Genomic DNA, 13,447 nt, shown 5'->3' with positions numbered 1-13,447 from the left:
CCGCGCCGGGACCGCGCTAACGGGTGCCTCCTCCACCGCTCGTTACGTTAGCTGGCTCACGTAACCCCTTGTGATAGCTGCCCGTCCGTGCCCGCATGCGTCCGCAACCCCGACGCAGCCTTCGCCGACGTTGCCGACTCGTAGCTCATCGTTCGCGCCAGGCACAGTCACGGGCGAGCTGTAGCCGCGCTCAATGACCCGCTGGGCCGGACGAGGCGCGTACCACCAGGCGGCACGGCACCGTTTGGATTCCGGGCTCGGTGGCGCCGCACTGGATGGCCTCCAGCAGCAACGCGCCCGCCGTCCGCCCGACCTGCTGGAGGTTGAGGTCGACGCTGGTCAGCGGCGGCCGGCAGCCCTCCGCAGTGGGCAGCCAGTTGTCGACGCCGACCAGTGCGATGTCCTCCGGCACCCGTCGCCCGCTGTCGCGCAGACCGTCGGCGACGCCGCGGCCGATCGCGTCGCTACCACAGAAGACCGCGTCGACGTCGGGATGCTCGCGCACGAGAATGGCTGCGGCGAAGCGGCCCCACACCTCGCTCCACCCGCCGTACCAGGGCTCGCCGACCATCTCCAGCCCGGCCTCCCGCAGCGCCCGCGCCGTGCCGTCGACCCGCGCGCGCACCGAGGCGTGGCCGTTCGGGCCCGTGACGTGGGCGATCCGCCGGCGGCCGGTGCGCAGCAGGTGCTGGACGGCGAGGGCGGCGCCGCCCTCCTCGTCGACGACCACGCTGCGGTCGGCGGGATCAGCCGAGCGGGCGAACGCATACACGACCGGCACCGGCGGCGCGCCGGACAGCGGCGGCCGCGGCTCGGTGCGGCGGCCGGCCACGATGATGCCATCGACCCGGCGGCGGGCCAGGCTGCGCACGTAGTGCTGCTCGCGAATTGGGTCGTCGCGAGTGTCGCAGACGAACGCGAGAGTTTCGTCCCAGCCCAGCGCGTCCTCAGCGCCGTGCAGGATCGGCAAGCTGAACCGTCCATGGTGGTCGGTCATGATCAGTCCCACCGTGTATGTGCGGCCGCTGTGCAGGCTGGCCGCGACCGCGCTGGGCACGAAGCCGAGCTCCTGCGCGGCGGTGCGCACCCGGTCGCGGGTCTCGGTGCGTAGCTGGCCCCGGCCATTGAGGACTTTCGAGACCGTGCCGACCGAGACGCCGGCTCGCTGGGCCACGTCGACGATGCCCACCCGGGGTCGCTTGCCTGCCACGCGCCCAACCATAGTGGCGGAAAACCTTTGCCTCAAGCGGGCATTGACGAACGTCTAGATGCCTCGTAACCTACGCGAAACCATATCGCGGTGCCGGAAAATTTTTCCGCAACCCCTGTTAGCGTTCACACCGGCGAGGAGAGACGTCCATGCGGCTGCCGAGAGCGACCACTGCCGCCCCGCTCTTCGACGGTGTCACGTACGCGTCGGAAAGGTTCCCCGGCGTCGTGCTGCGCTCCCAACACGCCCATGATCGACAGGATCACGGGCGCCCCGTTCAGCGCGGCGCTGCCCCGGCCGCGCTGGGCCCGTCCCGAGGAGGCACCCTCGTGCGATCGTCCCGCGTACCCGCGGCGGCGCTGGCCGTGGCCGTCACGGCCAGCCTCGCCTGCGTCGGCCTGACCGAAGGTCCGGCCAGCGCCGCCAACTCCACCCTCACCGTCAACGCCGCCAGCCCGTTCCGCCCGGTCAGCCACGTCGGTGCCGGCGGCCTCTACGCCCTGGCCGAGAACAACCGCCCTGCCGACAACATGCTGCTCCCGCTCAAGCTGAACACCCTCACTCAGCCAGCGCCTCGGGTCGGCCAGCGTCCCAACGGCCAGCCGCCGGGCGGCGATGCGCTGCTCGTCGCGCCACAGGCCGGCCGGGTCGGCGCCGGCGAGTACATCCGCATGCCGGACATCTACCCCAACTTCCCGTACCAGTGGGTCAGCTGGAACGACTGGCTGTCCAAGGTGGACACCCAGGTGAACGACCGGCTGGCCGCCACCAGCACCAGCAACATCGCCGGCTGGGAGCTGTGGAACGAGCCCGACTACACCTGGAACACCTCCGCCGCGGGCGACTTCAGCGCCGGGTGGGTCCGCACCTACCAGCGGGTCCGCGCCCGCGACGCGCTCACGCCCATCGTCGGCCCGAGCACCGCATCGTACAACGAGTCGTGGATGCGCTCGTTCCTCACAAACGCGCGCAACAACAACGCGCTGCCGGACATCATCTGCTGGCACGAGCTGCAAACCTCGGCAAACATCGCCGCCCACATCGCCAACTACCGCGCGCTGGAGGCGTCGCTCGGCATCAGTCCGCGGCGAATCTCCATCAACGAGTACGCCACGCCCACCGAGATCGACCAGCCGGGACCTGTGGCCAGCTACATCGCCAAGTTCGAACGCGGCGGCGTGGACAACGCCGAGCGCGCCTTCTGGTACGAGTACGGCACCGTGAACGGGCTTACCGTCAACAACCAGCCGACCGGGAGCTGGTGGCTGTACAAGTGGTACGGCGACATGGCCGGCAACATGGTGACCACCACGCCGCGCGCCCAGACCGGGATGGACGGTTTCGCCTCGCACGACCCCACCCGCCGCATCGTCAGCGTCGTTTTCGGCGGCGAGTCCGGCACCAACTTCGTGCGGGTCACCGGACTGTCCTCATTGGGCAATCAGGTGCGGGTGCTGGTCGAGTCGACGCCAGCCTCCGGACGGTTCACCCAGGTGGCCACGCCCACGACGATCAGCAACACGACCGCGGCCGTGACCAACGGCGAGATGACCGTCACCGTGCCCAATATGAGCGCGACCAGCGGCTACCACATCGTCATCCAGCCGACCAGCGGTGTGCCCAGCTACCAGCAGCGATACGAGGCGGAGAACGCGGCCATCTTCCGGGCCAACCGCTTCGGCAGCTCCAGCGCCTCGGCCGGCGCATACGTCGGCCAAATCGACAACACCGGCGATCCGCGCACCGCCAGCTACGTCGACTTCATCGTGAACGTGCCGACCGCACGCGCCTACACGATGCGCATCGGGTACGCCAACGCGACCGGCGCCACCGCGACGCACGGCGTGGCGTACAACGGCGGCGGCTGGTCCACGGTGAGCTACCCACCGACGGGCGCGTGGGGCCAGTTTGGCGCGACGGTCAGCACAGGCGTCAACCTGCGTGCCGGCTACAACGTCATCCGGCTGGCCAAGGGCGCACCGTTCTTCGGCGGCGGCACCGGGTATGCCGAGCTTGACTACATCGAACTCATCTGAGCCCCCGTTCGGGCGTGGCCGCCGCAAAGGGGCGGCGGCCATGCCGCCTACACCACCGCCGTGGGACTGACCTGTGAACCGCCCAACTGTGATAGCCGCGCAGGCTGAACCGGTCCCGGTCGAGGAATGGGCTAGCGCAGGCCCCGGTGTTTCGGGCTCCGCTCACCCTCGGTTCGCACTCTCTGGCGTAGGCCGGGCAGGCCAAACGCCCTGATCCGTGGCATGGCGTGGCTCAGCCTCCGGCGGCCCGTAGCGTGCGGCCCGAGGGGTAGTCGGTCTAGGCATTCCTGGCCGTGGGCGGCGTCGTCCCGGTTCCGGCCCATGAGTACCGAGGAGGGTGCGCGTGGACGAGAAAGAGCGTTACGACACCGACCGTGAGGCACGGCACGACGTGGCCGCTGATGCCGGCCGGTTGCGGAAACGGCCGACGGAGGCGATGGCCCATTTCGTCGGCACCGTGCTCTACAGCACGCACAGCATCGACCACCGAACCGAGCGGGAGCGGAAGCCGCAGCCGGAGGAAGACGACGGCCCGGCGGCGTAGCCGTCGAGCGCGCGACTGCAAATCTGGCGGTTTCCGCCGTCCCGTCTTGGCCAGCCTTGCCTCGTACCGCCCCGCGAACGCACGGTTTGGGGTCCGCACGACTGGGAGGAGCGCTACCGGTGCCGGGGGTCCGCGATCTGCTCGAACGCTTCCGTCCTGCTGGCGGTCCGGGGGCGGCGACCGCCCACCGGCGCGAGGCAGTCGCGGCTGAGCTTGAGCCCATATTCGCTGCGCTGGCAAGGACGGAACGGGAGTGCGACGAGTTGCGGGACACGGCAGCATCCGAGGCCGAACAGCGCGGCGCCGACTCGGCCGCACGGGTCCGCGCCGTCCTGTCCACGGCTCGCGCCGACGCGCCCGCCGAACGGGCCCGCGCCGCAGCCCGCGGGTGGGCTGCGGGGACGGCCGACCTCGACCGCATCGAGGCCGCTGGCCAGTCCACGGCCCGGGACGAACAGCACCTGGGTGGCGAGCAGATGCAGGGCCAGGTCGCCGCCGTCTTGGCCGCGGTCCACGCCGATCTGGCCTCTCTGGGCGAGGGTGAATCCGCATGAGTGCCCGCTGGGTGGCCGGCAGTGTACGGGCGCAGGCCCTGGCACGCCGGCGGCTAGACACCGAGCGCGTCCACACGCTCGCCGCGTCGCCTTCCGCTGCCGAGGCGGTACGTTCGCTGGCCGCCTCCCAGTACGGCGACCGGATGCACACGGACCACGATGTGGCCGCAGTAGAGCGGGCTGTGGCGGAGGCCCTGCTGTGGAACCTGCGGGTACTGGCTGGCTGGCTTCCCCGCGAGGGTGCCGAGGCGCTGCGCGCGCTCGCGGGCTGGTTCGAGATCGCGAACGTCGACGAGCACCTGCGGGCGCTCGCCGGCGAACCTGCTGATCCGCCGTTTCGGCTCGGCCACCTGGCGACCGCGTGGCCGCAGTTGGCCGCCGCCACCTCGCCGTCGCAGCTGCGGGCAGCGCTGAAGGTGTCGCCGTGGCACGATCCGGGCGGAGCCGACCCTTGCGACATCCAGGTCGGGATGCGGCTGGCCTGGGCCGAACGGGTGGCCAGCCGGGCGCCGGCCGCCGCGGGGTGGGCCAGGGCCGCGGCGGCGCTGCTGGTGGCCCGGGAGGGACCGGCCAGCGGTGGCCGGCTGGCGGCCGATGCGACCGCGAGGGTCGTCCGGCTTCTGGGGCCGGCGGCGGCCCGCGCCGGGTCGCTGCCGGAGCTCGCCACCGCCGTACCTTCGCGGGTCCGGTGGGTGCTCGACGGGCTCGACCGCCCCGCCGATTTGTGGGCGGCGGAGGTGCGCTGGTGGCGCCGGATCGCTGCGGAAGGGGCGGCCATGCTGGGCCGGGGCGGCTTCGGGCCGGAGCAGGCGGTCGGCGCGGCCGCGCTGCTGGCCGCCGACGCCCGGCTGGTCCGTGCCGCGCTCGAGGCGGCGGCACGCGGTGGCACCCGGGAGGCGTTCGATGCGGTGGCCTGAGCCGGCGGCACCGATGGCGATGACCCGGGTGGCTTTGGTCGTGCCCCGGCACGCGTTGCGCGACCTTCTGGTCCGTGTCGCGGGCGTCGGCACCGTGGAGATCGACCAGGTCACGCCGCTGGCTGATCTGCCGCTCGGTGACGCGGCCCGGGCGGTGCAGCGGGTAGCGGGTCGCGGCCAGCCGTCCCCGGTACTGTCGGGCGCCGCCCCGACCTGGACGCGTTGGTCCACGCCGGTCGCGCCGACCTGCTCGCTGGTGAGGTGGAGCTGTCCGGGTACGCCGCGCAGGCGGTTGTCCGCGGCCGGGTCGCCGCGCTTGTCGGCTGGACCCCGACCGCAGGGCTTCCCGCGCTGTCGGCGCGGCTCACGGAGATCGGCGCCGCCGCCGTGCAGCTGCCGCCGCCGCGGGGCGTCGACCCGCCCACCGCGCCGGCCGCCGGTAGGGCGCGCAGGGCTTTCGGTCCGCTCGTGGACACCTACGCCACGGTGCCGTACCGGGACGTCGACCCGAGCCTGCCGGCGGGGATCGCGTATGTCGTCATGTTCGGCGTCATGTTCGGCGACGTGGGACACGGCGCGTTGCTGATACTGCTGGCCCTGCTGGTGCGCTCCGGGCGGCTGTTGCGGGCGCTGCGCCCGCACTGGCTGTTCGTCGCGGCGGCCGGCGGCTGCGCCACTCTGTTCGGTCTGGCGTACGGGGAGTTCTTCGGACCGACCGGCGTGGTGCCGGTGCTGTGGCTGGCGCCGATGGACGATCCGGTGACACTGTTGCTGGCTGCTGTAGGGCTCGGCGGCGTGCTACTGGCGGGCGCGTTCGGGCTGGGCATCGCCAACCGGCTCCGGGAGGGCGGCTGGGCCGTGGCCCTGTACGCACCGGCGGGCTTCGCGGGGGCGCTGCTGTTCGTCGCCGCCGGTCTGGTCGTGGCCGCCTTGTACTGGCACCTGCTCGCGTTGGGCGTGGCCGCGGGCGCGCTGGCGCTTCTCGGCGCGGTCCTGGCGTTCGTGGGCCTGAGGGCCGGCAGCGGCGGCGGCGCGGCCGGCACGGCCCAGGCCGCCATCGAGTTGTTCGACCTGGCGGTGCGGCTCGGCGCGAACATCGCGTCATTCGCCCGGCTCGCCGCGTTCGGGCTGACCCACGCTGTCCTGGGTTGGATCGTCTGGGAGGCGACCCTGGCGCTGTGGGACCGCGGCGGCGTCCTGCTGGCCGTCGCCGTCGTCGTCTTCCTGGTCGGCAATGCGTTCAACTTCGGGCTGGAGGCGCTGGTGGCCGGGGTACAGGCGCTGCGACTGGCCTACTACGAACTGTTCTCGCGGGTATTCCGCCTGGAAGGGCGCCCGTTCCGGCCGTGGCGGGTGCCGACCTCGTCGGCTGATATTCCTGAGGAGGCAGCATGTCCCGTAAGCGCGCGATAGCCGCGCTCTGCGCGCTGGCGGCGCTCGCCACCGCCCTGACCGTACTGCTGATCGGTGCGCCCGTCGCCGCCGGGCCACTGGCTGCCGCCAAGGCTGGCGGGTCAGGTGGGATCGCGCTGCTCGCCGCGGCCATCGCGGTCGCTGGCTCCTCGATCGGGGCTGCCATCGCGGTCGCGCAGACAGGTGCGGCGGCCCTCGCCGCGATCAGCGAGCGGCCAGAGTTGTTTGGCCGGGCGATGGTCATCGTCGGCCTCGCCGAAGGCATCGCGATCTATGGCCTGATCGTCGCGATCATTCTCATCGGTCGGGCGTGACCGCGGTGGGCACGGTCGCGGTCATCGGCGAGGAGGAGCTTGTGGCGGGCTTCGGGCTGGCCGGTGCCGTCGTGCTGCCAGCCCGGGACGCGGCGCAGGCGCGGGCGGCCTGGCAGCGCCTTCCCACCGACGCGGCGGTGGTGATCCTGACCGCGACGGCCGCGGACGCCCTCGAGGAGAACTACCCGGCCCCGGCCCAGACCCCATTCGTGGTGGTGATGACATGAACCACCTCGACTCCGCGCTCGCGCCGGTGCGGGCGGCGCTGCTGGTGCGGGCTCACGCGGAGGCCGACCAGATCCGCGAACGTTCCGAAGTGGACGCCCGGGATGCGGTGGCGGCGGCGACCCTGGAGGCTGACCAGATCCGCGAGCGGGGCCGGGCCGAGGGCGAGGCGCAGGCCGCGGCGGCGGTCGCGGACGCGGGCCGCCAGGCTCGTCAGCAGGCGCGAACGCTGGTGCTGGGCGCGCGGCGGGAGGTGTACGAGCGGCTGCGGGACGCGGCACGACGCGCGGTCACCCGGATGGGTGCCGAGCCGGGGTTCGCTCCGGTACGCCAACGGATGGTGGCGGCTGTCCGGGCGACGCTCGGGGCGGACGCTCAGATCACGGACACCCCGGACGGTGGTATTGCCGGAGCCGCCGCCGGCCGCCGGATCGACATGTCCCTGACCGGGTTCGCCGACCGTGCTGTCGAGGCCGTGGCCGGCCGGCAGGCGAAGACCGGGCCGCAGGAGGCGGCCGACCGGCGGACGCCGCGCGAGGAGGAGCCGTGAATGCCGGGGTGGTGCGGCGGGTCAACGGCCCTCTCGTGGAGATCGAGGGACTGGCCGGGCTGGCCATGGCCGAGTTGCTCCAACTCGGCGAGGCCGGGCTGCCGGCCGAGGTGACCGCGCTCTCCGGCGGCCGCGCCACCGCGCAAGCCTACGAGTACACCGGCGGCCTGCGCCCGGGCGAACCGGTACAGCGCCTCAGCCGCCCGCTCGCGGCCCGCCTCGGCCCCGGCCTGACCGGCGGCGTCTATGACGGGCTGCTGCGCCCACTCGCCGGCGCGGACACCTGGCTCTCCCCCGGCGCGGCCCGTCCCGCTGACCCGCGGGCCTGGACCTTCACCCCGGCACGGCAGTAGGTACCCGAGTCGGACCCGGCGATCAACTGGGGACGGTCAGCGACGCCGGACCGGTCGAGCACCGGGTCCTGGTGCCGCCCGGCGTGCAGGGTCGCCTCGACGCATTGCGCCCCGCCGGCCGGTACCAGGACGACGAACCGGTCGCCACCATCGACGGCACGCAGGTAGCGCTCACCTCCTGGTGGCCGGTGCGCAAGCCGCGGCCGTATCCGCACCGGCTACCTAGTACAGCGCCGTTGGTGACTGGCCAGCGGGTGCTAGACGCCGTGTTTCCGATCCTCAAAGGCGGCGCCGCCTCGGTGCCCGGCGGCTTCGGCACCGGCAAGACCGTGCTGTTGCAGCAGATCGCGAAGTGGTGCGACGCCGACGTCATCGTCTACGTCGGCTGCGGTGAACGCGGCAACGAACTGGCTGACGTGCTCGCCGAACTGGCCCAACTGACCGACCCGCGCACCGGCGGTCGGCTGGCCGACCGCACCGTGACGGTCGCCAACACCTCGAACATGCCGATCATGGCGCGCGAGGCGAGCATCTACACGGGCGTCACGGTCGCCGAATACTACCGGGACATGGGGTACGACACGGTTGTCATCGCCGACTCCACGTCACGCTGGGCGGAGGCGCTGCGCGAGTTCGCCTCCCGCATCGGTGCACTGCCGGCCGAGGAAGGCTACCCAGCCGGACTAGCCTCCGCCCTGGCCGCCTTTTACGAGCGGGCCGGGCGGGTCGCCGGCCCGGGCGGCCGCGAAGGCTCGGTGACCATCGTCGGGGCGGTCTCCCCACCCGGCGGCGACCTGACCGAGCCGGTGACCGCCCACACCCAACGCTTCGTCCGTACATTGTGGACACTCGACCGGGACCTCGCCAACGCCCGGCACTACCCGGCGGTCTCCTGGTCTGGCTCCTACTCCCGCGACAGCGGGACCGTCGGCTCCTGGTACGCCGGCAACGGCGACCCCGGATGGGCGGCCCGCGCCAGCCGGATGGTGACGATGCTGGCCGAGGCGGATCGGCTGGCCGCCCTGGCCGACCTCGTCGGCGCCGCCGCGCTGCCCGGCCCCGAACGTGTCGCCCTCCTCGGCGGGCGACTACTGCGCGAAGCGTTCCTACAACAGAACGCGCTGTCGCCGAACGACGCGTTCTGCGCACCGACCAAGTCAGCGGCCCTGGCCGACCTGGTATTCGACGTGGTGGACCGGTCCGGGGAGCTCGTCGCGGCCGGCCGGCCACCCGGCGACGTGGAGAACCTGACTTCTCCCCGTGATCCGGGCACGCGAGGAGACCGGCCCTGCCGACGCGGACGCTGTCCGGCGACGCCGCGACGCCGCACTCGCCGCGCTGGGAGGGCCATGACCCCGATGCCTCCGGTCGAATACTCCACGATCGACGCGATCCGCGGACCGCTGCTGGTCGTCCGAGGCGTGACAGGTGTGGGATGGGACGAGTTCGTGCGGATCCGGCTGGACGCCGGGCCGCCGCGCCACGGCGTGGTCCTGGACGTCGACCACGACATCGCCATCGTGGAGGTACTCGAAGGCACGGACGGGATGGACCGGCTTGGCACCCACGTCGCCTTCAACGGATCGCCGTTCCGGATCCCGGTCGGCGACGGCTGGCTCGGCCGGGTCTGCAACGGCCGCGGCGAACCGATCGACGACGGGCCCCCCGTACTGGCGCCACACGACGCGCCGGTCGCGGGAAATCCACTCAACCCGACGCTACGCGAGCCGCCCGCCGAGCCGGTCCTCACCGGAGTCTCGGCGATCGACGGCCTCACCACCCTCGTACGCGGGCAGAAGCTACCGATCTTCTCTGTAGCCGGCCTACCCCACCTGGAGCTCGCCACCCAGATCGCCGCACAGTCATCCGCCGGCGGCGAACCCTTCAGCGTCGTGGTAGCCGGGATGGGACTGCCCCACGCCGACGCGGCGACCATGCGCGCAGCGCTCGAGGACCGCGCGAGAACCGGTGACCTGCTGATGGTGCTGAACACCGCGGACGACCCGGTCGTCGAGCGCATCCTCACCCCCCGGATCGCCCTCACCGTCGCCGAACACCTGGCGTTCACCCTCGGCCGGCACGTCCTCGTCGTCGCCGTCGACATGACCAGCTACTGCGAAGCGGTGCGGGAGGTCTCGTCGGCCCGCGGCGAGATCCCCGCCCGGCGTGCCTACCCCGGCTACCTCTACAGCGACCTGGCATCACTGTACGAGCGCTGCGGCCGGATCCGTGGACGGCCCGGCTCGCTGACCATCGTGCCGGTCCTGACCATGCCGGCCGGCGACATCACCCACCCCGTCCCCGACCTCACCGGCTACATCACCGAGGGCCAGGTCGTGCTTTCCGCCCAGGCGCAGGCGACCGGTGGCTACCCGCCCGTCGACCCGCTCTCCTCGCTGTCGCGACTGATGCGGCACGGCGCCGGGCCGGGCCGGACACGGGACGACCACCTGGCCGTGGCCGGGCAGATGCTCGCCTCACTCGCCCGCGCGCGGACGGTACAGGAGCTGACCGAACTGATCGGCACCGACGCGCTCAACGACACCGACCGCACGTATCTGGCCTTTACCACCACCTTCACCCGGGACTTCGCCACACAACGGCCGGACGAGCAGCGCGCGCTCCCCGACACGCTGGACCGCGCCTGGCAGGTACTCGCCGCGCTACCACGCCGCGAACTCACCATGCTGCCCACCGAACTGCTGGACACCCGGCTCCCCCGCAGCGACCATGCCTGAGCTGAGGACCCCACCCGGCCGGGCCGGCCGCCTGTGGCTGCTGCACCGCCTCGAGGCCGCCCGGCACGCCGCCGATCTACTCGACCGCAAGCTGCGGATCCTGTACCGCGAGCAGGACCGGCTGCGTAGGCGGGCGCGGGAAACCGGCACCGCCTGGCAGGCCGCCTGGCGCGCCGCCGACACCTGGGGCCTGCGCACCGCCCTGCTGGGCGGGCGACGCCAACTGCGGTTAGCCGCCCGCCCACCCACGGACGTGGGCATCACCTGGCAAACGATCATGGGCCTGAGCTACCCGGCAACAGCCACCTGCCATGCCGCCACCACAAATCCCCCGGGCCCGGCACGACCGCGACCGTCGAGGCGGCCGCCGCATACCGCGAGGCCCTCGAAGCCGCGATAACGCACGCGGCAGCAGCAGCCGCCTACCGCGCGATCAGCGCGGAGGTGACCGCCACCCAGCGCCGGCGCCGCGCCCTCACACAGCGGTGGATCCCTCGCCTGGACGAGGCACTCCGCGACCAGACCCAACGCCTCGAGGAGGCCGAACGCGCCGAGGCGATACGGATACGCTGGGCCCACCCGACACGCGACTGACTCCTCGCGGAGAAGCTGTCCGAAAGACCGGCTCTTCCTACCCCGTTCTGCCCGGCGCGCTCGTGCTTAGCTCAGTCCTGGTCGGGTAGCCCCAGGGAGATGCCTGCAAGACGAAACCGTGGTACCTGGACGCCGCCGAACGCCATCGGGATCCATCCGGACTGATCCGCGCGCCTATTCCGACAGCAATGGCGGCTCAGTATGACGGGAGGGACCTGTGTCGGCGCCGTGGTGGGCCTGGGCGGGTACCGTCGCGGTGGTCCTGGCGCTCATCACGCTGGACTTCGCCGCCGCGGCTCGCCGGCCGCATGCGGTCGGCCTGCGCGAGGCAACCGCCTGGTCGATCGCCTATATCGCTCTGGCGATCGGATTCGGGATCGTGCTTGCGGTGACTGACGACGGCCATCGCGCCGCCGCCTATCTCACCGGGTGGCTGGTGGAGAAGAGCCTGTCGGTCGACAACCTGTTCGTCTTCCTGATCATCATGCGGCAGTTCGCGGTGCCGCCGCAGTACCAACAAAAGGTGCTGCTGGTCGGCATCACCGCGGCGCTGGTGATGCGGGCGGCGCTCATCGCAGTTGGCGCCGCGGCGATCAGTCTCTTCTCGCCGACGTTCCTACTCTTTGGGCTGCTGCTGATCTTCACCGCGGTGCGGCTCGCTCGGCATTTCCGGGAGGATCCGGACGTCGAGAACAACCGGCTTGTCCGGGCGACACGGCGGGTGTTGCCGACCTCCGAGAAGCTGCACGGCGGGCGGATGCTGGCCCGGGAAGACGGCCGGCGGGTGGTGACGCCTCTGTTCGTGGTCTTCCTGGCCATCGGCGGCACCGACTTCATCTTCGCGCTCGACTCGATCCCGGCTGTCTTCGGCGTCACTCAGGACCCGTTCCTGGTCTTCGCCGCCAACGCGTTCGCCCTGCTCGGCCTACGCGCGCTGTACTTCCTCATTGAGGGCTTGCTCAGCCGGCTCGTCTACCTCTCCCTCGGTCTAGCCGTAATCCTCGCATTCATCGGCGTCAAGCTGATCCTCTTTTTCGGGCACGAGAACGTGTCCAGCGCGGTACCGACCGTAGCCACCCCCGTGTCACTGGTCGTGATCCTCGTCGTCCTGGCGGTCAGCACCGTGACAAGCCTGTACCGGGTGCGACGCCACCCTGAAGAGCGGGCGCACGCCGGCACCCTACGTAGGCGCCCTCCGGCCGAGCCCCGCCGCCAGCTGGACGAGGACCGGTAGCAGACTCGGCCCCTCCCATACCCACTGGTGGTACGTGGTTTCCGAGACCACAACAAGCGGCGGTAACCATCACGCATTAGCCCCTCACCGCCACTTTCCGCCAGATGGGGATGTCGCTGTCGAAGACCCCGACCAACGCTTCGGTGCCGTCGGAACTGATCCGCCATAGCTGGGAACCGTGCGGCAACCGAGCACTGTCCACCTTGAACTCAGCGACGACATCACTGCTGTCGCCCGGCGCGAAACCGTTGCCCCGGAACGGCGCCCGCTCGATCACCCAGCCCTCCATCGCCCACATGGCCACGTCGCTCTGCCCGCCGTAGGGGATCCGGTAAAGGCTGGAACGATGGGCCAGCCAACGCAGCACGTACGCCGTCTCGGCGTCCCGCCGCAACGACGAGCCCACATACCCGAGGCCCAGCGCCGCATACAGCTCGGCCGGCGTCCTCAGATGGGCCACCTCGCTCACTCGATGCACAAACCCGGAAACCCGGTCATAGCCCCGTTCCAAGTAGTCATCGACCTGACCTGGCGCAATCGTCTTTTGCATCATCGTCGGACGACCCAGATCCTCACCAACCGGCGCATACCTCGACCAAGGGGTCCCCTCCCCGACCGGTGCGCGCTCCGTAGGCCCACCCTCGACCCCGTCACCAAAACCGACCTCAGCGACCGAGGTCGCCAGCGCATCACTGCCACCTCCACCGGCCGCAGTGCCCGAGTGGACGGCAAGCGACAAGCTCTCGTTAGGCCAATCGCGGATCA

General features: G+C 71.6%; 14 protein-coding genes. 13 read left to right on the top strand and 1 reads right to left on the bottom strand.

Annotation, left to right across the window (positions count from 1 at the left end; all coding sequences use genetic code 11):
* Positions 1-190 precede the first annotated feature (190 nt).
* On the bottom strand, positions 191-1,210 hold the full coding sequence (locus Pflav_RS07140; protein ID WP_232071045.1) for a LacI family DNA-binding transcriptional regulator: 1,020 nt from the start codon (positions 1,208-1,210) through the stop codon (positions 191-193).
* Positions 1,211-1,359: 149 nt separating this feature from the next.
* Between Pflav_RS07140 and Pflav_RS07135 the strand changes: the two genes are divergently transcribed.
* From Pflav_RS07135 to Pflav_RS07080, 13 genes are all read left to right on the top strand, one after another.
* On the top strand, positions 1,360-3,246 hold the full coding sequence (locus Pflav_RS07135) for a carbohydrate-binding protein (protein ID WP_232071044.1): 1,887 nt from the start codon (positions 1,360-1,362) through the stop codon (positions 3,244-3,246).
* A 343-nt stretch (positions 3,247-3,589) separates the two neighbouring features.
* A complete protein-coding gene (locus tag Pflav_RS07130) occupies positions 3,590-3,790 on the top strand; it encodes a hypothetical protein (RefSeq protein ID WP_173034672.1) in 201 nt (66 codons plus the stop codon).
* A gap of 119 nt (positions 3,791-3,909) precedes the next feature.
* Positions 3,910-4,344, top strand: a complete 435-nt coding sequence (locus Pflav_RS07125) for a hypothetical protein (RefSeq protein ID WP_173034670.1) — start codon at positions 3,910-3,912, stop codon at positions 4,342-4,344.
* Positions 4,341-5,261, top strand: coding sequence for a V-type ATPase subunit (locus tag Pflav_RS07120; protein WP_173034668.1), 921 nt, complete (start codon positions 4,341-4,343; stop codon positions 5,259-5,261). Before Pflav_RS07125 ends, Pflav_RS07120 begins: the two co-directional genes overlap by 4 nt.
* A gap of 222 nt (positions 5,262-5,483) precedes the next feature.
* Positions 5,484-6,674: a V-type ATPase 116kDa subunit family protein gene (locus Pflav_RS07115; protein WP_197938147.1), complete on the top strand. Its 1,191-nt coding sequence runs from the start codon at positions 5,484-5,486 to the stop codon at positions 6,672-6,674.
* Positions 6,653-6,988 (top strand): ATP synthase subunit C, encoded by a 336-nt coding sequence (locus Pflav_RS07110; RefSeq protein WP_197938145.1) that lies wholly within the window; start codon positions 6,653-6,655, stop codon positions 6,986-6,988. Before Pflav_RS07115 ends, Pflav_RS07110 begins: the two co-directional genes overlap by 22 nt.
* Positions 6,985-7,215, top strand: coding sequence for a V-type ATP synthase subunit F (locus Pflav_RS07105; protein WP_197938142.1), 231 nt, complete (start codon positions 6,985-6,987; stop codon positions 7,213-7,215). The genes Pflav_RS07110 and Pflav_RS07105 overlap by 4 nt, the downstream gene beginning before the upstream one ends.
* Complete coding sequence (locus tag Pflav_RS07100) at positions 7,212-7,763, top strand: hypothetical protein (protein ID WP_173034666.1); 552 nt, start codon at positions 7,212-7,214, stop codon at positions 7,761-7,763. Before Pflav_RS07105 ends, Pflav_RS07100 begins: the two co-directional genes overlap by 4 nt.
* Positions 7,760-8,116, top strand: a complete 357-nt coding sequence (locus tag Pflav_RS43390) for a hypothetical protein (RefSeq protein ID WP_197938140.1) — start codon at positions 7,760-7,762, stop codon at positions 8,114-8,116. The genes Pflav_RS07100 and Pflav_RS43390 overlap by 4 nt, the downstream gene beginning before the upstream one ends.
* Positions 8,089-10,854 (top strand): V-type ATP synthase subunit A, encoded by a 2,766-nt coding sequence (locus Pflav_RS43385; protein ID WP_332107861.1) that lies wholly within the window; start codon positions 8,089-8,091, stop codon positions 10,852-10,854. The genes Pflav_RS43390 and Pflav_RS43385 overlap by 28 nt, the downstream gene beginning before the upstream one ends.
* Positions 10,847-11,254: a V-type ATP synthase subunit D gene (locus tag Pflav_RS45020; RefSeq protein ID WP_232071043.1), complete on the top strand. Its 408-nt coding sequence runs from the start codon at positions 10,847-10,849 to the stop codon at positions 11,252-11,254. Before Pflav_RS43385 ends, Pflav_RS45020 begins: the two co-directional genes overlap by 8 nt.
* The gene (locus Pflav_RS48585) at positions 11,161-11,448 is read left to right on the top strand and encodes a V-type ATP synthase subunit D (RefSeq protein ID WP_415624377.1); all 288 of its coding nucleotides are present in this window, start codon (positions 11,161-11,163) and stop codon (positions 11,446-11,448) included. Before Pflav_RS45020 ends, Pflav_RS48585 begins: the two co-directional genes overlap by 94 nt.
* A gap of 217 nt (positions 11,449-11,665) precedes the next feature.
* The gene (locus Pflav_RS07080) at positions 11,666-12,682 is read left to right on the top strand and encodes a TerC/Alx family metal homeostasis membrane protein (RefSeq protein ID WP_173034662.1); all 1,017 of its coding nucleotides are present in this window, start codon (positions 11,666-11,668) and stop codon (positions 12,680-12,682) included.
* Positions 12,683-13,447 lie beyond the last annotated feature (765 nt).

Source organism: Phytohabitans flavus (genome assembly GCF_011764545.1).
Classification (GTDB): domain Bacteria; phylum Actinomycetota; class Actinomycetes; order Mycobacteriales; family Micromonosporaceae; genus Phytohabitans; species Phytohabitans flavus.
This window is presented reverse-complemented; position numbering and strand designations above follow the sequence as displayed.

What these genes read in the sequence shown, in the direction of transcription:
- Pflav_RS07135 (WP_232071044.1), top strand. Translation starts at nt 1,360, where the DNA reads ATGCGGCTGCCGAGAGCGACCACTGCCGCCCCGCTCTTCGACGGTGTC.
- Pflav_RS07120 (WP_173034668.1), top strand. Translation starts at nt 4,341, where the DNA reads ATGAGTGCCCGCTGGGTGGCCGGCAGTGTACGGGCGCAGGCCCTGGCA.
- Pflav_RS07110 (WP_197938145.1), top strand. Translation starts at nt 6,653, where the DNA reads ATGTCCCGTAAGCGCGCGATAGCCGCGCTCTGCGCGCTGGCGGCGCTC.
- Pflav_RS07100 (WP_173034666.1), top strand. Translation starts at nt 7,212, where the DNA reads ATGAACCACCTCGACTCCGCGCTCGCGCCGGTGCGGGCGGCGCTGCTG.
- Pflav_RS45020 (WP_232071043.1), top strand. Translation starts at nt 10,847, where the DNA reads ATGCCTGAGCTGAGGACCCCACCCGGCCGGGCCGGCCGCCTGTGGCTG.